Raw genomic sequence first — 18,745 nt, 5'->3', positions numbered from 1 at the left:
ATGACTTACATGAAAGCGGCGACGGCGAGCATTGACTTAAACGCGCTCGAACATAACCTGAACCAGATAAAGTCGAAGGCTCCTCAGTGCAAGGTCATGTCTGTTGTGAAAGCCAATGGCTACGGACACGGCTTACTGCATATCGCCAAGCACTCAAAAAGCTCTGATGCTTTTGGTGTGGCGCGTATTGAAGAAGCGCTACAACTTCGTGCTGGTGGCATTGTTAAACCTATTTTGTTGCTGGAAGGGTTTTACTCTTCGGGTGATTTACCAATCTTGGTGACCAATAACATTCAAACGGTGGTGCATTGTGAAGAGCAATTAAGCGCGCTAGAGAATGCAGATTTGGAAACACCCGTTGTGGTATGGCTCAAAGTCGACAGTGGCATGCACCGATTAGGTGTTCGCCCTGAGCAATATCAAAACTTTGTTGAGCGTTTGCATCAATGTGCGAATGTTGCCAAACCTCTCCGTTACATGAGCCACTTCGGTTGTGCTGATGAACTGGATAGAGCAACCACAGTTGAACAGACAGAGCTTTTCTTGTCTCTTACCGAAGGTTGTGAAGGGGAGCGTTCACTTGCTGCCTCGGCGGGTTTGCTCGCTTGGCCAGACAGCCATCTTGATTGGGTTCGTCCGGGAATCATCTCTTACGGTGTCTCTCCGTTTGTGGATAAATCAGCGCAAGAGCTTGGTTTTTTGCCTGTGATGACCCTGACCTCACACCTGATTGCAGTTCGCGATGTGAAAGCCGGTGAAAGTGTGGGTTATGGCGGAAACTGGACCAGTGAACGTGATACCAAGGTTGGTGTTATCGCGATTGGTTACGGTGATGGTTATCCTCGTACTGCACCTAATGGCACTCCAGTGTTCGTTAACGGTCGAAAAGCCCCGATCGCAGGACGAGTATCAATGGACATGCTAACGGTTGATCTAGGCCCAGATGCGGCAGATAAAGTCGGCGATGAAGCGACTCTGTGGGGTAAAGATTTACCTTCAGAAGAAGTGGCTGAACATATAGGCACTATCGCTTACGAGTTAGTTACTAAGCTGACTTCGCGTGTTGCGATGGAGTATGTGAAGTAATCATGGATCTTGATAAGTAAATTATGTTCAAGCGAACGACTCGAAACTGGCTAATGTCTGCAATTACATTACTCGGTGTCAGCTTTTCTTCTTCCGCTGTGAGTGAAGAAAAAGATTCAGCCTTTGTCCCTTTCTATTTTAGTACTGAAACTTTGGGCAATACCTTTGGGGTTGCGGGTGTCGCAAAGGGTGTTTGGCAACCTCAAGCCGCTCTGTTTGGTATGGCGCTTTATTCAGACAAAGACAGTTACGTCGGTTTTCTATCTGCCTTTAACTACGCTTTGTCTGAGAATGTTTTATTCAGTACTCAGATGTACCAAGCGCGCTTCAACGACAATCCTTATTACATAGGCTCTCAAGGCGATAACGATTCATCTATTGATGATAAAACCATTGCCGATGGCCTAGAGCAAAACTATCAGTTTGAATTCAAGTATTTGCTACCTTGGGGCAATGTTGCAGAACATGGCTTGCTAGGGGCTTTTCAGCCAATCAAAGATGTGAGTTTTGCTTCGCCCGTCGAATCGGGTGTCAGCTCGATTATCTTCACGCCTTTTTATACGGCACGTGAGCTAGAAGGTTTAAACAACACGGAAGAGGCGACAGGCTTTAGTCTGGCATTGGATTGGGATAACCGTGACAGTACACGTAACCCAACCACGGGCTCTCATACTAACCTTGAATTCACGACTGGCGCAGAAAGCTGGTCTAACGATGATTTGTGGCTCAAGTGGACCTTCCAAAACAGTCAGTACTTCGCATTAGGCCCTTTAGGTGACCTGTTCGACCAACAAGTCGTGGCACTCGATTTCTATACTGCTGATACACCAACCTGGGATAACTGCTCTGGGCAAGATTGTGCTCGTCCACCGGAAACGGAACAAGCTCGATTGGGTGGCTTGTATCGATTACGAGGCTATACCGGGGGTCGCTACCACGGACGTTCTGCGGTTCATTACTCTGCTGAATACCGAGTGATTCCTGACTGGCAACCTTTGGGTGATATCCCACTGATTAACTACTACGATTTGCCTTGGTGGCAATGGGTGGCGTTTGCCGAAGTCGGGCGCGTTGCTGATGAGTACGATATTAAAACACTGCACTCGGACATGAAATGGAGCTTAGGTGGCGCGGTGCGTTTCCAAGTGGAAGGCATTGTTGTACGTGCTGAGTTGGCGCGAGGTGGTGACGAAGGGACCTTTAGGGTTATGATAAACCAGCCTTTCTAAGCCTTTCTAAGCCTTTCTAAGCCTATCTAAACTAAACTAAACTAAACTAAACTAGGCAAAGCTTTAGCCGTTAAATTTTTCTTATTATTAAAGGGTGATACATAATCGTGTCACCCTTTTTTGTTTACTATCATTATGATTATTAAGAGCTTATTGCTCTTGGGTGATTATGATTACTCACCTTGAATAGTCGCAATCACAGTACGACTGCCACCACAATCTCGATGCTCACCTAAGTAAATGCCCTGCCATGTTCCTAAAGCTAAACGACCGTTGCTAATCGGTATTGTCACACTGGTGCCAAGTGTCGATGCTTTAATGTGGGCAGGCATGTCATCATCGCCTTCATAGGTGTGTCTGTAGTAGGGCGCTCGCTCGGGAACAAACTTATTGAAGTGCGACTCCATATCAGTACGGACGGTAGGGTCTGCGTTCTCGTTTAATGTGAGGCTGGCTGAGGTATGTTGGATAAAAAGATGTAATAAACCAACAGATAAAGAATTGATATCGTGTATCTGTTGTTCAATTTCATCAGTAATGAGATGAAATCCACGCTTTCGTGCATTTAGGTGTATAGTCTTCTGAATCCACATACGCCATCCTTTATAATGTATTTGGAAAAAAAGTGGTTTAACGCTATCTTTTGAACTTGAATTTATCAGGTATCGCTCACATTTAATTATGTTAGAGCTAGAGTCAGTACCGATTCTTGTATCAGGAAATCTAATCCTGATTTATCTCAAGGTACAGCTCTTCATATACGGCATAATACGTCGTGAAAAAAAATTACAAAGAATCTTTCAGTGGTGACGCGGTTTGGTCATCACAGAAAAATATAAACTTTCGCCTAATCGGGGGTTCTATTCATCACCCAGGTGACGTTTAGAATAAAACCTACAGTAACATCGGGATAGATACCATGTTGAAAAATATCAACCCAACGCATACACAAGCGTGGAAAGCTCTAACTGCACATTTTGAGTCTGCTCAAGATATGGATATGAAAGAACTGTTTGCTCAAGATGCAAAGCGTTTCGAGAGCTTTTCTACTCGTTTCGGTTCTGACATCTTAGTGGATTACTCTAAGAACCTTATCGATGCTGAAACTATGCAGCACCTATTTGCTCTTGCGAACGAGACTGAAGTTAAGTCTGCAATCGAAGCAATGTTCGGTGGTGATGCAATCAACAAGACTGAAGGTCGTTCAGTACTTCACACTGCTCTACGTAACCGTAGCGACAACCCAGTAATGGTTGATGGCAAAGACGTCATGCCAGCAGTGAATGCAGTACTAGCAAAAATGGAATTGTTCACCCACCGCATCGTTTCTGGTGAGTGGAAAGGTTACACAGGTAAAGAGATCACTGATGTAGTTAACATCGGTATCGGCGGTTCGGACCTTGGTCCATACATGGTGACGGAAGCTTTAACGCCATACAAAACTCGTCTAAACATGCACTTCGTTTCTAACGTAGATGGCACTCACATAGTTGAGACACTTAAGCCTCTAAACCCAGAAACAACGCTATTCCTAGTTGCATCTAAAACATTCACTACTCAAGAAACAATGACTAACGCGCACTCTGCACGTGATTGGTTCTTGGCTGAAGCGGGTGATAACGCACACGTAGCTAAACACTTCGCAGCACTATCAACAAACGCAACAGCAGTAGCTGAGTTTGGTATTGATACTGACAACATGTTCGAATTCTGGGACTGGGTTGGTGGTCGTTACTCACTATGGTCTGCAATCGGTCTTTCTATCTCACTATCTGTTGGCTTCGATAACTTCGTTGAGCTACTAGAAGGTGCTCACGAGATGGATAACCACTTTGCTTCAACTGAGTTTGAAAGCAACATTCCAGTAATCCTTGCGCTTATCGGTATTTGGTACAACAACTTCCACGGCGCTGAGTCAGAAGCAATTCTACCTTACGATCAATACATGCACCGTTTTGCTGCCTACTTCCAGCAAGGCAACATGGAATCGAACGGTAAGTTTGTTGACCGTGAAGGCAACCCAGTAGAGTACCAAACAGGTCCTATCATCTGGGGTGAACCTGGTACAAACGGCCAGCACGCGTTCTACCAACTGATTCACCAAGGCACTAAGCTGATCCCATCAGACTTCATCGCGCCTGCTATCAGCCACAACCCAGCATCTGATCACCACCAGAAGCTAATGTCTAACTTCTTTGCTCAAACTGAAGCGCTAGCTTTCGGTAAGACAAAAGAGACAGTAGAAGCTGAATTCCTAGCTGCGGGCAAAACAGCTGAAGAAGTGGCTGAGCTAGTACCTTTCAAAGTATTTGAAGGTAACCGCCCTACGAACTCAATTCTTGTTAAGCAAATCAACCCTCGCTCTTTAGGTAACCTAATTGCGATGTACGAGCACAAGATCTTCGTTCAAGGCGTTATCTGGAACATCTTCAGCTTCGACCAATGGGGTGTAGAACTTGGTAAGCAACTAGCAAACCAAATTCTTCCTGAGCTTGCTGACGATGCTCAAGTAACGTCTCACGACAGCTCAACGAACGGTCTAATCAACGCATTTAAAGCGCTTAAAGCTTAATTGAGTTGATAGCACCAAAAAAAACGCCAACCTTCGGGTTGGCGTTTTTGTGTCTGTAGAGCAAGTAATGGTTAAATCGCAGGTAATAAAAAAGGCTGACGCATGCACGTCAGCCTTTTGTATTTTTTACTGCGGTTGTTTCTATTCGAAACAGATCTCGATGAAAGCATTACCCCATTGAGATGAGAAAGGCATGATGATGATTGCTCCGTCACACTTGTGACGAATCGTATGACCTTTACCGGAAACCACGATTGGTGTTGCCATATCGAAGTCAAAACCGCTTTCCGCAAGAATACGTTTTGCACCGCCAGTCACCATGTTAGTGATTTCACCCACCATATCGGTCACTTCTTCGTTGAGGCCGTTTGGTCGTTCACCGAGCATGTTCTCCATGATTTCGAGAGCGAGACCTTCATCAAAGGTGATCGACATAGAGCCACGAGATTGTGTACCAACCATACCAATTAGGCCGGATACATCACCACGAGCGATTTCATCTTTCTTAACTCTCGGTTTTTGTGGCTTCAATTCTAGAGAAGCCATCGTTTTTAATACGTTCATCAAAGAAGCTAAAAACGGGTTTACAAATTCAGCGCGCATAATGTTCTTCTATAATCTTATTCTTTCATCTCGGAGGAGCAAGATTGGCAAATGCCATGCGATTCAATGACATGATTCGTCAATTGAAAGCCATGCTTCTCAGCGTTACTGGCGAGTAGGGTGACAAGCGCATCGTCTTGCAGTTCTATCACAGTGCCACATTTATCGCAGATCAGTAGTTGGGAGAAATGCTTGTTGGCATTGCAAGAACAACAGCATATGAAGCTATTGGTTGACTCAACTCGGTGAATGAAACCTTGTTCCAACAAGAAATCCAAAGCGCGATAAACTGTAGGAGGCTTGGCCTGTGGTTCACTGACTTTCAACTGCTCTAATAATTCATAAGCACTGGAGGCTTTTTTATTAGAGAGGATGAGCTCAAACACTCGCTTTCTTTGAGGTGTTAATCTAACGCCTCGCGATGCGCATATCCCTTCAACTTGCTCTATTAATGTGTGGTCCAAATTTTTCACCATTCAATCGGACATCCCTAATCAAACCTTATTTCTAGGTTACTACGTTTTGGGAGCCAATGATTTCTATTAAAGTCAGGTACAGAGCGTATTGTGACCCACGACTTTGAATAAGACAAGGTAACTCAAAATGACAGTGTGACTCAAGGCATAACTGATTAATGAGGTTGAATTAGAGATCTGGTGAATGGGTTTATAAAAAAGTATGAGTAAAAGCTCGTATGGTGAGATATCTGTTGATGTGGAATCGGCTTTTCACTCAGATAATAGATTATCGAGACAAATGTACCGTTGTGATCTTAAAAGGCCCAATAAATGTTGGGCCTTACATAAAATAGCGTTAGTAAAAATGGTTAATTTACTGGAGTGCTATCCCAGCGGGTATTGTATTTTACAGATTCTTGGTAACGACTCTCCGTGCTACCAATAAAGCTATAAATACTATTTGGAGTTAACGTTAGGGAATGGCTGAAGCTAATCGAAGCATTGCCCATTGCATCGTCGGAGCACTGGTTGCTTCCCCAACCCCACCAATAACTAGCATCAGCACCGTCGCTTAACCGAAAGTTATCAAAGTTATCTTCAAGCACTTCACAGGTAACAGCATCCCCATTCATTGCGTTTTCAAACTCAATGATTGCTCTATAGTTAGTCAAACTGATACTAACCTGACCGAGCTGAGACACGTATTCTTGTTCTGTAGGTAAGTAAAAATCAAAAGTGTTTTCAGTTTGATTATTTGAGCTTGATTGAGCATTTAGGCGATCTTCTACCGCACTTTTATCTGTAAAGTGAGCTTTACGAGAGCCATGAGCAATGACTGATAGAGCGCCCGGTGAGAGGTCACTGGCATCTCCAATTACGGTATAAATTGTTGAGTAAATATCAGCTTGAACAACCATTACTGAGTTTTCTTCATCAATGGTATATGTACCGCTTTCAATCAAGTCAGCATCTTTGGGGCAAGTGGTATTGTTCGATGGATTACGTTTATTCCAGTAGTAAATGCCATCTTCAAATTTGACTGCATCACACCATACAACGCTATGCTCTAAATCCCCATTCCCAGTAGATGAACCGTATTCAGTCATATAGAACGTTTTGCCGTCAAGTAAGCTTGGGTCAAGGAGCTCTGGTAGTGTTGGTGTTGGCTTAGGTTGTGTTGAGCTTGGGTCCCATATCGCATTGATACTACGCAATAATGATTCATCGGGTGATTCGAGAACGATATCTACCTTTTCTCCGTCTTCATCTCCATGCTGAGCAACAAGAATTCGTAATTCACCATCATTAAATTGGCGCATATATTGCTGTTCATAGTTTGCAGTATTAAATGAATCGTAACTTAGTAGCTCTTTACCATCATCTGACGTTGAAATTTCCCAAGTACCAGCCCAAACCATTGGCAATAAATAATCATCATAGGCTTCTAAGTCACGAGCAGTAAATATTCCTGACTTTGTCACGTCTGCAGCATAAATATTTTGTTGATTAACTGTGAAGTTTGCACTGCGTAAGCGTAGTGCTACATCAGAGTCGTTTTCCCAGTCAATGCTTTGATAGAATGTTTGATCCATATCTGGGACAGGTAGCATCGCGCTGAATGGCAAATCTTGAGTAGAGTCTAACCAATACAAACCACCTTCAAGTTCATAAACAATTTGGTAGTCCCCATTGTTTTCTGATGTATAAACAGGTGTGTAGGTCTCTCCGTCACCAAGTAATGTGCCATCCGATTGGATTTCAATAGGCCAGCAATGCTCGCTGTTTGGATCGATAACAAGTGTTTTATTTTCAGGTAACTCTAGTTCAGAAAGCTGTTCAGGAGTCTTAATATCCTTGCTTTTCTCCCAGCAGAAGTAGTGCTGATCTTGGTCTTTCATCAGCGAAGCCCAACCCATCTCTAGGTCATGCTCATCTTCACCAATCTCACCCATGCGCCACTCACCGCCAATAAAGTGCTTGTCTTCAAAACGAGGGGTTGGAGCAGGTAATACTGGATCTGTAGGTTCTGAAGAATCCTCTTTTGCCACAGGTACAGTAAATGATGCCGATTCATGAGGGTTCACATTATCAGAAGCAGAGATTGTAAGAGTTTTATCACCTGAAGATTCAGGAGTGCCTGTTAGCGTAAGAGTAGAATCATTAATGGTTGTATCAACACCTTCGATAGTATTTTGCGCTGTCAGCACTAACGTATCATCATCAATAAATAGCTGTTCAAGACTAATATTACTATTCACAGCAATACCTACCTGCAAATTAAGCTCTGTAAGCTCATCTGCTATGCGCTGCTGCTCTTTTTCGTTTAAATCAGGAATAGCATTTGGCGCCTCCTCAACATTTAGACTCAGCTCAGTGCTAACTGAATGGTAACCATCATTCGCAGTAACGTTGAATGTAAATGTACCTTCTTGTTCTGGTGCTCCAATAATATGCAGCTCAGTGCTTTCGTTATCAGCATTGATGCTCAAGCCATTCCCTGTCACGTCTGTCACGTCGTAAGTCAGTACGTCGTTGTCTGTATCGATAAACAAGTCGTTAATCGATACACGTTCATCAACTCTTTGGGTTGCTGTTAGATTTAAAGCATCAAGGTCGGACTGTACGGTATTGTGCTCATTCAAGACTGGCGCAGTATTGGGTGTTGTTGCCGTTACATTTAGCACTAATGGGTAAGAACGAGATGCTTCATCAGATGCGTAGATCAACACATCGTACACACCAGCTTGAGTGGGAGTAACCGTTAAAGTTGTACCACCGTTCGTAATATCAGCGCCTGCTTCTTTTTGTGCGTCAACGGTATACACTAAGGCGTCGCCATCAGCATCAATGAAAAGTGCACTTAATTCATAGCTACGTGATTGGCCAAGTTCGAAGGCGACTGGTTGAATGTTGGTGTCTTCAGCTTGGGTAGGACGATGGTTAGTCTCAATACCTTCATAGCCGTTTTCACCAGTATGAACAATCGGAGAATAATCATCACTTAGCTCTTGGGTCTCATCGGCAATAATGTCTGACGTTTCTTGTGAAATATCTGAAACAACATTTAGCTGCTCTTCAACGTCAAGCACATCGTCATTGTCAACTAACGTTTCACCAACAACGTTGACCGCTTGAGCTTTTTCTGCTTCTTCACCTTCGCCTTCAGCTACTGCAACGTAATCGCCAAAGATATCTTCAGAGGTATAAACCACATCATCATTAGTATTGAAAGATTCAACAACAGCTTGTTCTGCTTCTTCTTGAGTCATTTCGGCGCCATTTTCTTCGGCATGCTTAATTTGTTCAACAACGAGGTTAGTCATTGGACTGACAATCATAGGTTCGTCAGAACTTTCTGGTACTGAAGGTGCAGCAAGGGTAAATTCATCAACAACAACGCCGCGGGTCATATCAATCGTTTCATTTGCAATGGCTTTAATGCACACCTTTTGATCAACAATTTCATCCGTAAGCTCGAGTGTTAGTTGGCCACTTGAGTTGGTTCGACCTACAAACGAGTCACAGTTATCTCCAATATAAACTTCGGCATTATTTAGGTAGCCATCAATGGCTGTGATTGTGAACTGTGGTGTTGGTGTTGGTGTTGGTGTTGGTGTTGATGAAGAGTTTGAGTCATCGCTCCCACAACCCGTTAACGCCATTGAAACTGCCGCTGCCAGCAAGCTGATTTTTTTCATTACTCTTACGTCCTTCGTAGGTGAGCCTTAGTGTTTGGTTTGGCTATATTTAAATGAGATGTAATCACCTCATAAAATCGCGAAGTCTACGTTTTTTAGGGGAAAAATTGGCACTATCAGATATAAGTAAATTTATATCTAGTTGGTGGAACTTCAGTTTGTGAACTTTGATGTGTCGCTTTTGATTGATGTAACAGAGCATGGCGTAATAAAACAGAGCATCAATTATTTAACTAAATCAGTGCGGTGTAGTGGGGGAAAGGCGTATAAAGTCTACTTTTTAAAGATAAATCACTGATATCATAAAATATAATAATATTTATATCAGTAACGCGTATGAACTTTAATGAGTACTACTTGTTAGCTATTTTTGCTGCGGTCGTAGAAGAGAGAAAATATACTAAGGCAGCGAAGCGGTTAGGGATAACTCAGCCATCAGTTAGTCAAAGTATTTCAAAATTGCGAGATATTTATAATGATCCACTTTTTGTTAGGGAGAAGCTAGGCGTTAGACCGACAGCATTTGCGTTAGAAATTTATCCAGATATTGCTGATGCAATTTTAAAGTTAGATGCACTATCAGCAACGAGGACCAGATTTGATCCGAGTTTGAGTAAGCGTGTATTTAAAATATCAACCATCAGTCTATTTGAGCATACTTTAATCCCCGAGCTTTTTAAGGTGGTTGAAAGTGAAGCTCCGTATGTGACGATTTTAGTTGATAATCACAGTACAAAAGAAACCAAGGATATGCTAAGACTAAGTACGATTGATCTCTCAATAGAAGGCTTTTCCGAAACTGAACCATCAATACATTCTCACAGGATTTATGACGATGAGTTAGTTGTTGTTTGTCGGAAAAATCATCCTGCATTTCCTGCAAGCCTAATAAGCGAGAGTGAGTTTCTAGAACATCAGCACGTTACACTTTCAAGTATCTCTGGTAATCACAGTTTTTTCGAGAGCTTACGGCCCTCTAGTGTCCAACTTTTGCAAAAGCGTAAAGTGAAAAGACAAGTTGCGAGTTATTGGGGGTTACTATCTTCAACTCAAGGCAGTAATAACCTTGCTATTTTTACTCGTAAAATGGTAACTGACAGCTTAGACGTATTTAATCTAAAAATCTTGGGTAATGATTTTTTAGAGCAAAAAGTTGAGGCGTGTGTGTATTGGTCAAAAGCTAGGAGTCTTGATCCATCAGTTACCTGGTTGAGAGAAAAGGTTAAAGCTGCCGCTATTAATGCTTTATCTGGTTAGTTAGTGGTACTGCGATTGTGCCAGTGACATTAGTGTAGATAGAAATTATTGAGACCATTTAGGAACTCATGATTTGGCAATTAGACCTGGGATTAAAGGGAACGTGCCAAGCCTGCTTATGATTGAAGCAATGCTGGTAGGGCTGTATAATCCCCCGCCTTATGTTGAGCTGAAGGTGATCGTTCATTCTCTCAACATAAGAACAGCTAACACATAAAGCGGTGTGCTATGAGCTATATCGTTGAATTTCTAAGAGGTATCTAATATGCACCCATCATCCCGCTTATCCGTTGCACCCATGCTCGATTGGACTGACCGCCACTGTCGTTACTTTCACCGTTTGCTTTCTCAGCAGACTCTTCTGTACACGGAAATGGTAACAACGGGCGCGATCTTACATGGTAAGGGCGACTTCCTAGAATATAACGAGCAAGAACATCCTCTTGCACTTCAACTCGGTGGTTCAAACCCGGTTGATTTAGCTGCTTGTGCCAAGCTTGCTGGTGAGCGTGGTTACGATGAAGTGAACCTTAACGTAGGTTGTCCTTCAGACCGAGTTCAGAATGGTCGCTTTGGTGCATGCTTGATGGCTGAGCCAGAGTTGGTGGCAGATTGTGTGTCGGCGATGAAAGAAGTCACTGATATCCCAATTACCGTGAAAACGCGTATCGGTATCGATGACCAAGACTCTTATGAGTTTTTAACTAAGTTTGTTTCGACGGTTTCTGAAAAAGGTGGCTGTGAGCAATTTACTATTCACGCGCGTAAAGCATGGTTGAGTGGTCTTAGCCCGAAAGAGAACCGTGAGATCCCACCTCTAGATTACGATCGTGCATACCAAATCAAGAAAGACTTTTCTGATCTGGTGATTGCCGTGAATGGTGGCATTACTACTCTTGAGCAAACTAAAGAACATTTGCAACACCTTGATGGCGTGATGATCGGTCGTGAGGCTTACCATAGCCCGTTTATCTTGGCTGAAGTCGATCAGCAGATCTTTGGTTTAGACACGCCAATCAAGAAGCGCTCACAGGTTGTCGAAGAGATGTACCCGTACATCGAACGTGAACTTTCAAATGGCGCTAGTCTTGGCCATATCTCTCGTCATATGCTTGGTTTGTTCCAAAGCATGCCTGGTGCAAGACAATGGCGTCGCTACATCAGTGAAAATGCACATAAGAAAGGTGCAGGTATCGAAGTGATGCAAACGGCATTGGCTAAGATCCCTAAAGAGTTAAATGTTTAATCTCCCTCTAAGTTAAAAGCTTAAGGCTAAATTCGCCATTAGAGGCTAAATTTACCACCACAAGTTTCCGAAAAGCCATGCATGAAGATGTGTGGCTTTTTATTTGTCTGATAAATAAGGGTTTTGTTGGATTGGCATACTTGGTATGGAAGCTGCAATGTTAGAAAGTAGGAAAGATAGGTCATTAACTCATTAGGGAGACCATTATGTTTGAATTAATCTTTGTTCTTATTTTCGTCGCAACTCTACTTGTCACTGGTATCACGTTTATGACGGTATTGGCTGCAACCGGAGTCGCGTTATTAGTCATGTTGGTCTTAGGTATGATGGGCGTCGTGTTTAAGTTACTGCCTTGGTTGATCGTGATTGCAATCGGTGTGTGGTTTTTCAAAAACTTTGTACACAGTTCTAACCAGAGACGTTACTAAGGTCATAGTGCCGTCAAATCTTTACTCGTCAGCGGTTTATCGTTTGAGAATTTAAGATGTGTGGTAGAATTTTCCCCAATAATCTATGAATGTGCATACAATTAGCACTACGATATGGAATTGGAGCTATCTCAAATGAATAAAATGCCATTAATTGCTTTAGTGGGAATGCTATCTTTAAGTTCAGCAGTGTCTGCTGCCGAAGAGTTTTCTTACACGGCTAAAGTCGGTGCCGATATGTGGTGGGGAAGTACAAAGCTAAACGAAGTTAAACAAGATGACGACTCTAACTCACCTTCGTTGTATTTCGCATTTGAGCATAATGCCCCAATGCTCCCAAATGCTAGCTTCCGTTATACCTCTATTGATGCGGACTCGTTGGCTTTTGATAAGTACGACTACACGTTTTACTACACACTGTTAGAGCACAAGTTGATGAACTTCGATGCTGGTGTGACGTTTACTCAATACTCAAACTCTAATTACATTGAACCAAAAGCGACGGGGGCGAAAACATCGACGTTTGATGAGTTCACGTGGAGCTTCTACGGTAACGCAGAGATCAATGTGCCGGACACCAACTTCGATATCATTGGTACGATGGAGTTCGGTGATAGCAGTGGTATCAAGAGCACTGACTTGATGGCGGGTGTTCAATATCGAATCCCTGTATCAGAATCTGAAATTGCCCTGCGTGGTGGTTACCGTGTTATCGACCTAGATTCGGATGAGTTCTTTAGCTCAGAACTAGGCAAAAGTTTTGTCATGGTCGATGGTTGGTTTGCTGGTGCTGAAGTGCGCTTCTAGGCCATATAAAGCAAATTTAGAACGAATTTTAAGAACGCCACTTTATTAAGTGGCGTTTTTTATATCTATTGATTATATCTTTCTGGAATTAGTTAGCACATTCATCACTTTCGACCATCCTTAATACAGAGAGCTAATTAGCGTCTATTCTTATAAGGTCTATGTAGTGAGGTCAAAGCAAGGGATGGAATATGACACTCAATGAATTACGAAATTTATATAGAGAAAACCTGTTAGTTGAAGCCATCATAGAGCCCTCAATTCAAGAAGGGTCTTGGGTTGTGGAGTTTCGTCATATGGGCGGCGGCTTTGTTCTGCTGACTGATGTTCATGGCGAAGAGTGTCATTATGCGGATTTAGACCTAGCATCTAAGTCGGCAATGGCGGTTGGCTTTCAGCAAGTACGCATTGAAAACCAGTAAGACAATTTAGGTTTCAATCGGTTTTTACTTCCAAAAAGTTATAAAACATACTTTTCTATTCTTTCTTGTTATTAAAAGGAGTGGTTAATCTATCGTCACGCAATGATTAGGGATGTCGTGACCATGTCTTTAAATAAGAAAGAGTCTTCACAAAATAATAATGCACAGTCTGGGGCTAATGAGCTACCTCGGCTAGCAGCACCACTTAATGACCAACAATTGGGTCATCTTCAGCAAACTGTTTCTGAACTTTCTTCACAGCAACTGGCATGGGTCAGTGGTTACCTTTGGGGAGTGAGCCAAGCTCAGCCTGTCGGTGCTGCTGCGCCAATCGCTCAAGCGGCCGCTGCAGTAGCGGCTAAGCCAGCGGGCAAGCTCAGCATTATCTTCGCTTCTCAAACCGGTAATGCTAAAGGCGTCGCTGAATCGTTAGAGGCAGAAGCCAAGGCCTTAGGAATCGCGGTCGAGCTTTTCGATGCGAGTGATTATAAAGGTAAGAACTTAGCCAAAGAGACACACGTCATTTTCGTAGCTTCAACCAATGGTGAGGGCGAAGCGCCTGATAACGCGATTGAGTTGCATGAATTCCTTCAATCGAAGAAAGCGCCAAAATTATCAAACCTACAATACGGTGTGATTGGTTTAGGTGACTCAAGCTATGAGTTCTTCTGCCAAACGGCTAAAGACTTCGATAACTTCCTCGCTAAGCTTGGTGCTAAATCATTTGTCGATCGCCTTGATTGTGATGTTGATTACGAAGAGTCAGCAACGGAATGGCGCGCTAAAGCGTTATCACAAGTTCAAGAAACGCTATCGACAGGTGCCGAGGCTGACATCGTTCAGTTGCCAGTAGGCCAAGCGGCTGCCGGTCATTCGCAGTACACCAAACAGAATCCATATACAGCGACACTATTAACCAGTCAAAAGATCACCGGTCGTGACTCGGGTAAAGATGTTCGTCATATCGAGATCGATCTTGATGAATCTGGCATTACCTACCAACCCGGCGATGCGCTAGGTGTATGGTATGAAAACAGTTCAGAACTCGCGAATCAGATCCTTTCTAAGGTTGGGTTGTCGGGTATCGAAAGTGTCGATGTCGATGGTGACAATCTATCTATCCATAGTGCGCTAGTGAGTAAATTTGAGATTACGACTTCAAATCCTCAACTTGTGACTAAGTTTGCTGAGTTATCGGGCAGCAAGAAGTTAATCAAGCTGGTGGAAGATAAAGACAAGCTTCGTGAATATGCGGGTAATACACAAATCGTCGATGTACTCGCTGAAAAGAAAACCAAGCTATCGGCTGATGAGTTAATTGGCCTGTTACGTAAGCTGACTCCGCGCCTCTACTCTATTGCATCAAGCCAAGCAGAAGTAGATGAAGAAGTTCACTTAACGGTTGGTCTGGTTGAATACCAAAAAGGTGAAGAGTCTCGCTTAGGTGGGGCTTCTAGCTTCTTAGCTCAACGCCTTGAAGAAGGTGGTGAAGTGAAGGTGTTTGTTGAGAACAACAATAACTTCAAACTACCACAAGACGACAATACACCAATCATCATGGTCGGCCCGGGTACAGGTATCGCACCTTTTCGCAGTTTCGTTCAAGAGCGTGAAAATAATGATGCTGAAGGCAAAAGCTGGTTGTTCTTCGGTGACCGTACCTTTACTCAAGATTTCTTATACCAAGTTGAATGGCAGAAGTACCTTAAGTCTGGTGCGCTAACCAAGCTAGATGTTGCCTTTAGTCGTGACCAAAAAGAAAAGGTTTATGTTCAGGATCGTTTGATCGAACAAGCAGAGCAGGTTTGGCAATGGCTGCAAGAGGGCGCATACCTCTATGTATGTGGAGATGCAACTCGAATGGCGAAAGATGTCCATGAAGCGTTAGTTACGATAGCGGAAAAACATGGCAACCAGAGCCGAGAGCAAGCTGAACAATATATTAATGATTTACGTAAAGCGAAACGTTACCAAAGGGATGTGTACTAATGAGCAAGCAAGTAATAGAGCAAGAAGTGCTAGGTCAAGTACTTGGACCTTTGGCTGACAATGAGCGTCTTAAGCGTGAAAGTAATAACTTACGCGGTACGATTGAACAAGATCTCCAAGACCGTATAACCGGTGGCTTTACTGCTGATAACTTTCAGTTGATTCGTTTCCACGGTATGTATCAACAAGACGACCGTGATATTCGTAACGAACGTACCAAGCAAAAGCTCGAACCGTTACACAACGTAATGCTTCGTGCGCGTATGCCTGGTGGCATCATCACTCCAAAGCAGTGGTTGGCGATTGATAAGTTCGCCGATGAAAGCACCTCTTACGGTTCAATTCGTCTAACAACTCGTCAAACGTTTCAGTTCCACGGTGTCTTGAAGCCGAACATTAAATTGATGCACCAAACGCTAAATAACATTGGCATTGATTCCATTGCAACAGCGGGTGATGTAAACCGAAATGTTCTGTGTACGACAAACCCAGTTGAATCTGAACTTCATCAAGAAGCTTATGAGTGGGCGAAAAAGATCAGTGAACATCTATTACCGAAGACTCGTGCTTATGCAGAAATCTGGTTAGATGGAGAAAAGCTAGAAACAACGGATGAAGAACCTATCCTTGGTAGTAACTACCTACCACGTAAATTCAAGACGACGGTTGTCATTCCTCCGCAAAATGATGTGGACGTTCATGCTAACGATCTTAACTTTGTTGCTATTGCTGAAGACGGAAAGCTGGTGGGCTTTAATGTGTTAGTTGGTGGCGGTTTAGCAATGACACACGGTGATACCTCTACTTATGCACGTAAAGCTGACGACTTTGGTTTTGTGCCATTAGATAAAACGTTAGATGTAGCAGCTGCAGTGGTAACGACTCAGCGTGATTGGGGTAACCGTTCGAACCGTAAGAACGCAAAAACCAAATACACACTAGACCGTGTTGGTATTGATGTATTCAAAGCAGAAGTAGAAAAACGTGCAGGCGTTGAGTTTTCTGAAAGTCGTCCTTATGAGTTTACTGGCCGTGGCGATCGTATCGGTTGGGCGGAAGGCATTGATGGTAAGCACCACTTAGCATTATTCATCGAAAATGGTCGTTTACTTGATTTCCCAGGAAAAGCGCTGAAAACAGGTGTTGCTGAAATAGCGAAGATCCACAAAGGTGACTTCCGCATGACAGCGAACCAAAACCTAATTGTTGCAGGTGTACCTAAGAGCCAAAAGGCAAAAATTGAAAAGCTGGCACATCAATACGGTTTGATGGATGATGCCGTTTCCGAGCAGCGTAAAAACTCTATGGCGTGTGTGGCATTCCCAACATGTCCTTTAGCAATGGCAGAAGCAGAGCGTTTTCTTCCTGAGTTTGTAACGGATGTTGAAGACATTCTGAAGAAACATGGATTACCAGAAGAAGATAACATCATCCTTCGTATCACGGGTTGTCCAAACGGTTGTGGTCGTGCAATGTTGGCTGAACTGGGTTTAGTCGGCAAGGCGCCGGGGCGTTACAACATGCACTTAGGTGGCAACAAAGCCGGAACTCGTATCCCGAAGATGTATAAAGAGAACATCACTTCTGCTCAGATCTTAGAAGAGATTGATTCGCTGGTGGGACGTTGGGCTACGGAACGTAACGACAATGAAGGGTTCGGTGATTTTACAATCCGAGCTGGCATCATCGAAGAGGTGATCATTTCAAAGAGGGATCTGCATGCATAATTCTGTCGCTTCAAAACTGAAGTTAGCAGAGCTACTCGCATTGACTAAGACGGAGCAAATACTTCGTCTTGGACAAATCAATACTGAGTTAGAGCAGCTAACCGCATTAGAAAGAGTTAAGTGGGCACTAGAACATTTAGAAGGGACACATGTTGTGTCTTCTAGTTTCGGAATCCAAGCGGCGTTGATGCTGCACTTAGTGACTCAAGCAAAACCAGATATTCCGGTTATTTTGACGGACACTGGGTATCTATTCCCGGAAACGTATCGATTTATCGATGAGTTAAGTCAGAAGTTGACTCTAAACCTTCAAGTTTTTCGTTCTCAGCAGAGCCCTAATTGGCAAGAAGCGCAATATGGCAAACTTTGGGATCAAGGTATAGAAGGGATAGAGAAGTACAACAAGCTTAATAAAGTTGAACCGATGAGAAGAGCGCTGGATGAGCTCGAGGCTGGCACTTGGTTTTCTGGGTTGAGAAGAGAGCAATCTCAATCGCGTGCAAACTTGCCTATCTTATCTATCCAAAATGGTGTGTTTAAGTTCTTGCCAGTAATTGATTGGACAAATAAAGATGTTCATTATTACTTAGAAGAGCATGGTCTCAGTTACCACCCACTTCGCGAGCAGGGGTACCTTTCTGTTGGAGATACTCATACGACTAAGAAATGGGAACCGGGTATGACTGAAGAAGAAACTCGTTTTAATGGTCTAAAACGAGAATGTGGTCTCCATGAAGACGATGGAGAGCAATATGGCTCTGGGATTTAGACTCATTGCCATTTAAAAAGCTGCCATAAGGCAGTTTTTTTGTTTTCTAGGATGAAAATTAGAGCAATTGTGGATAAGTCTGTGGTTATTCTGTAGGTACTTTGTAGTTAAACTTGCACAAATAAGGCTTTGAGTGTTTATTCGTCATCTAACCGTTATTTTTACATTTTTCTTTAATAAACACTTGCCAATGTGAGGAACATCTCTATAATGCCGCCTCACTGACACGGTAGACGCCACAAGGCTTCAGCGAAGAATGTTAGTAAGGCAACTAGCTTTAAGCGATTATTCGCTTCTACTTTTTAAAAGTAGAAATTAATTTTCAAAAGTGTTTGACACTGAGAATTAAAACGCTAGAATGGCCGCCTCTTCCGAAGTGATGTAAGTCACAACGAAGAGAAGCTCTTTAACAATTTAAACCTATCAATCTGTGTGGGCACTCGTTGATGAATAT

Annotated in this window: 15 protein-coding genes; 11 read left to right on the top strand and 4 right to left on the bottom strand. The window is 43.1% G+C overall.

The features are described from left to right. Positions 1-1,086, top strand: coding sequence for an alanine racemase (gene alr, locus AB6E85_RS23660; protein ID WP_065677853.1), 1,086 nt, complete (start codon positions 1-3; stop codon positions 1,084-1,086). Positions 1,087-1,109: 23 nt separating this feature from the next. Beyond that, entirely contained in the window at positions 1,110-2,315 is a 1,206-nt protein-coding gene (locus tag AB6E85_RS23655; RefSeq protein WP_372144453.1) for a BamA/TamA family outer membrane protein, read from the top strand. Between the two features lie 173 nt (positions 2,316-2,488). Here AB6E85_RS23655 and AB6E85_RS23650 read toward each other — a convergent pair whose 3' ends face one another. After that, on the bottom strand, positions 2,489-2,908 hold the full coding sequence (locus AB6E85_RS23650; RefSeq protein ID WP_004735849.1) for a secondary thiamine-phosphate synthase enzyme YjbQ: 420 nt from the start codon (positions 2,906-2,908) through the stop codon (positions 2,489-2,491). A 326-nt stretch (positions 2,909-3,234) separates the two neighbouring features. On the opposite strand from AB6E85_RS23650, the gene pgi reads away from it, so the two are divergent. Next, positions 3,235-4,887 carry a glucose-6-phosphate isomerase gene (gene pgi / locus AB6E85_RS23645; protein ID WP_048610687.1) on the top strand — a complete coding sequence of 551 codons (1,653 nt, stop codon included), beginning with the start codon at positions 3,235-3,237 and terminating at the stop codon, positions 4,885-4,887. A 141-nt stretch (positions 4,888-5,028) separates the two neighbouring features. On the opposite strand, the gene AB6E85_RS23640 is transcribed toward pgi, so the two are convergent. The 3 genes from AB6E85_RS23640 to AB6E85_RS23630 form a co-directional block, all read right to left on the bottom strand. After that, complete coding sequence (locus AB6E85_RS23640) at positions 5,029-5,490, bottom strand: chemotaxis protein CheX (RefSeq protein WP_017059940.1); 462 nt, start codon at positions 5,488-5,490, stop codon at positions 5,029-5,031. Between the two features lie 17 nt (positions 5,491-5,507). Then, positions 5,508-5,966: a zinc uptake transcriptional repressor Zur gene (zur, locus tag AB6E85_RS23635; RefSeq protein WP_017059941.1), complete on the bottom strand. Its 459-nt coding sequence runs from the start codon at positions 5,964-5,966 to the stop codon at positions 5,508-5,510. A gap of 350 nt (positions 5,967-6,316) precedes the next feature. Then, positions 6,317-9,646, bottom strand: a complete 3,330-nt coding sequence (locus AB6E85_RS23630) for a putative Ig domain-containing protein (RefSeq protein ID WP_372144451.1) — start codon at positions 9,644-9,646, stop codon at positions 6,317-6,319. A gap of 336 nt (positions 9,647-9,982) precedes the next feature. Between AB6E85_RS23630 and AB6E85_RS23625 the strand changes: the two genes are divergently transcribed. The 8 genes from AB6E85_RS23625 (at position 9,983) to AB6E85_RS23590 (ending at position 18,291) form a co-directional block, all read left to right on the top strand. Then, positions 9,983-10,903, top strand: a complete 921-nt coding sequence (locus AB6E85_RS23625) for a LysR family transcriptional regulator (protein ID WP_372144449.1) — start codon at positions 9,983-9,985, stop codon at positions 10,901-10,903. Positions 10,904-11,168: 265 nt separating this feature from the next. Beyond that, positions 11,169-12,149 (top strand): tRNA dihydrouridine(20/20a) synthase DusA, encoded by a 981-nt coding sequence (dusA, locus tag AB6E85_RS23620; protein ID WP_371723620.1) that lies wholly within the window; start codon positions 11,169-11,171, stop codon positions 12,147-12,149. A gap of 206 nt (positions 12,150-12,355) precedes the next feature. Further along, positions 12,356-12,577, top strand: coding sequence for an envelope stress response protein PspG (pspG, locus tag AB6E85_RS23615; protein ID WP_017059950.1), 222 nt, complete (start codon positions 12,356-12,358; stop codon positions 12,575-12,577). A gap of 135 nt (positions 12,578-12,712) precedes the next feature. Beyond that, positions 12,713-13,384: a TIGR04219 family outer membrane beta-barrel protein gene (locus AB6E85_RS23610; protein ID WP_372144447.1), complete on the top strand. Its 672-nt coding sequence runs from the start codon at positions 12,713-12,715 to the stop codon at positions 13,382-13,384. A gap of 191 nt (positions 13,385-13,575) precedes the next feature. Further along, positions 13,576-13,806, top strand: a complete 231-nt coding sequence (locus AB6E85_RS23605; RefSeq protein ID WP_004735813.1) for a hypothetical protein — start codon at positions 13,576-13,578, stop codon at positions 13,804-13,806. Positions 13,807-13,929: 123 nt separating this feature from the next. Then, positions 13,930-15,795 (top strand): assimilatory sulfite reductase (NADPH) flavoprotein subunit, encoded by a 1,866-nt coding sequence (locus AB6E85_RS23600; RefSeq protein ID WP_372144445.1) that lies wholly within the window; start codon positions 13,930-13,932, stop codon positions 15,793-15,795. After that, positions 15,795-17,522 carry an assimilatory sulfite reductase (NADPH) hemoprotein subunit gene (gene cysI, locus AB6E85_RS23595; protein ID WP_372144443.1) on the top strand — a complete coding sequence of 576 codons (1,728 nt, stop codon included), beginning with the start codon at positions 15,795-15,797 and terminating at the stop codon, positions 17,520-17,522. The genes AB6E85_RS23600 and cysI overlap by 1 nt, the downstream gene beginning before the upstream one ends. Next, on the top strand, positions 17,515-18,291 hold the full coding sequence (locus AB6E85_RS23590) for a phosphoadenylyl-sulfate reductase (protein WP_372144441.1): 777 nt from the start codon (positions 17,515-17,517) through the stop codon (positions 18,289-18,291). The genes cysI and AB6E85_RS23590 overlap by 8 nt, the downstream gene beginning before the upstream one ends. The last annotated feature ends 454 nt before the right edge of the window (positions 18,292-18,745 follow it).

It is taken from the genome of Vibrio sp. 10N.247.311.51 (assembly GCF_041467855.1).
GTDB classification, from domain to species: domain Bacteria; phylum Pseudomonadota; class Gammaproteobacteria; order Enterobacterales; family Vibrionaceae; genus Vibrio; species Vibrio coralliirubri.
This window is presented reverse-complemented; position numbering and strand designations above follow the sequence as displayed.

Excerpts from the sequence above, each read along its gene's own strand:
- alr (WP_065677853.1), top strand. The coding sequence starts at position 1 with ATGACTTACATGAAAGCGGCGACGGCGAGCATTGACTTAAACGCGCTC.
- AB6E85_RS23655 (WP_372144453.1), top strand. The coding sequence starts at position 1,110 with ATGTTCAAGCGAACGACTCGAAACTGGCTAATGTCTGCAATTACATTA.
- AB6E85_RS23650 (WP_004735849.1), bottom strand. The coding sequence starts at position 2,908 with ATGTGGATTCAGAAGACTATACACCTAAATGCACGAAAGCGTGGATTT.
- pgi (WP_048610687.1), top strand. The coding sequence starts at position 3,235 with ATGTTGAAAAATATCAACCCAACGCATACACAAGCGTGGAAAGCTCTA.
- AB6E85_RS23640 (WP_017059940.1), bottom strand. The coding sequence starts at position 5,490 with ATGCGCGCTGAATTTGTAAACCCGTTTTTAGCTTCTTTGATGAACGTA.
- zur (WP_017059941.1), bottom strand. The coding sequence starts at position 5,966 with ATGGTGAAAAATTTGGACCACACATTAATAGAGCAAGTTGAAGGGATA.
- AB6E85_RS23630 (WP_372144451.1), bottom strand. The coding sequence starts at position 9,646 with ATGAAAAAAATCAGCTTGCTGGCAGCGGCAGTTTCAATGGCGTTAACG.
- AB6E85_RS23625 (WP_372144449.1), top strand. The coding sequence starts at position 9,983 with ATGAACTTTAATGAGTACTACTTGTTAGCTATTTTTGCTGCGGTCGTA.
- dusA (WP_371723620.1), top strand. The coding sequence starts at position 11,169 with ATGCACCCATCATCCCGCTTATCCGTTGCACCCATGCTCGATTGGACT.
- pspG (WP_017059950.1), top strand. The coding sequence starts at position 12,356 with ATGTTTGAATTAATCTTTGTTCTTATTTTCGTCGCAACTCTACTTGTC.
- AB6E85_RS23610 (WP_372144447.1), top strand. The coding sequence starts at position 12,713 with ATGAATAAAATGCCATTAATTGCTTTAGTGGGAATGCTATCTTTAAGT.
- AB6E85_RS23605 (WP_004735813.1), top strand. The coding sequence starts at position 13,576 with ATGACACTCAATGAATTACGAAATTTATATAGAGAAAACCTGTTAGTT.
- AB6E85_RS23600 (WP_372144445.1), top strand. The coding sequence starts at position 13,930 with ATGTCTTTAAATAAGAAAGAGTCTTCACAAAATAATAATGCACAGTCT.
- cysI (WP_372144443.1), top strand. The coding sequence starts at position 15,795 with ATGAGCAAGCAAGTAATAGAGCAAGAAGTGCTAGGTCAAGTACTTGGA.
- AB6E85_RS23590 (WP_372144441.1), top strand. The coding sequence starts at position 17,515 with ATGCATAATTCTGTCGCTTCAAAACTGAAGTTAGCAGAGCTACTCGCA.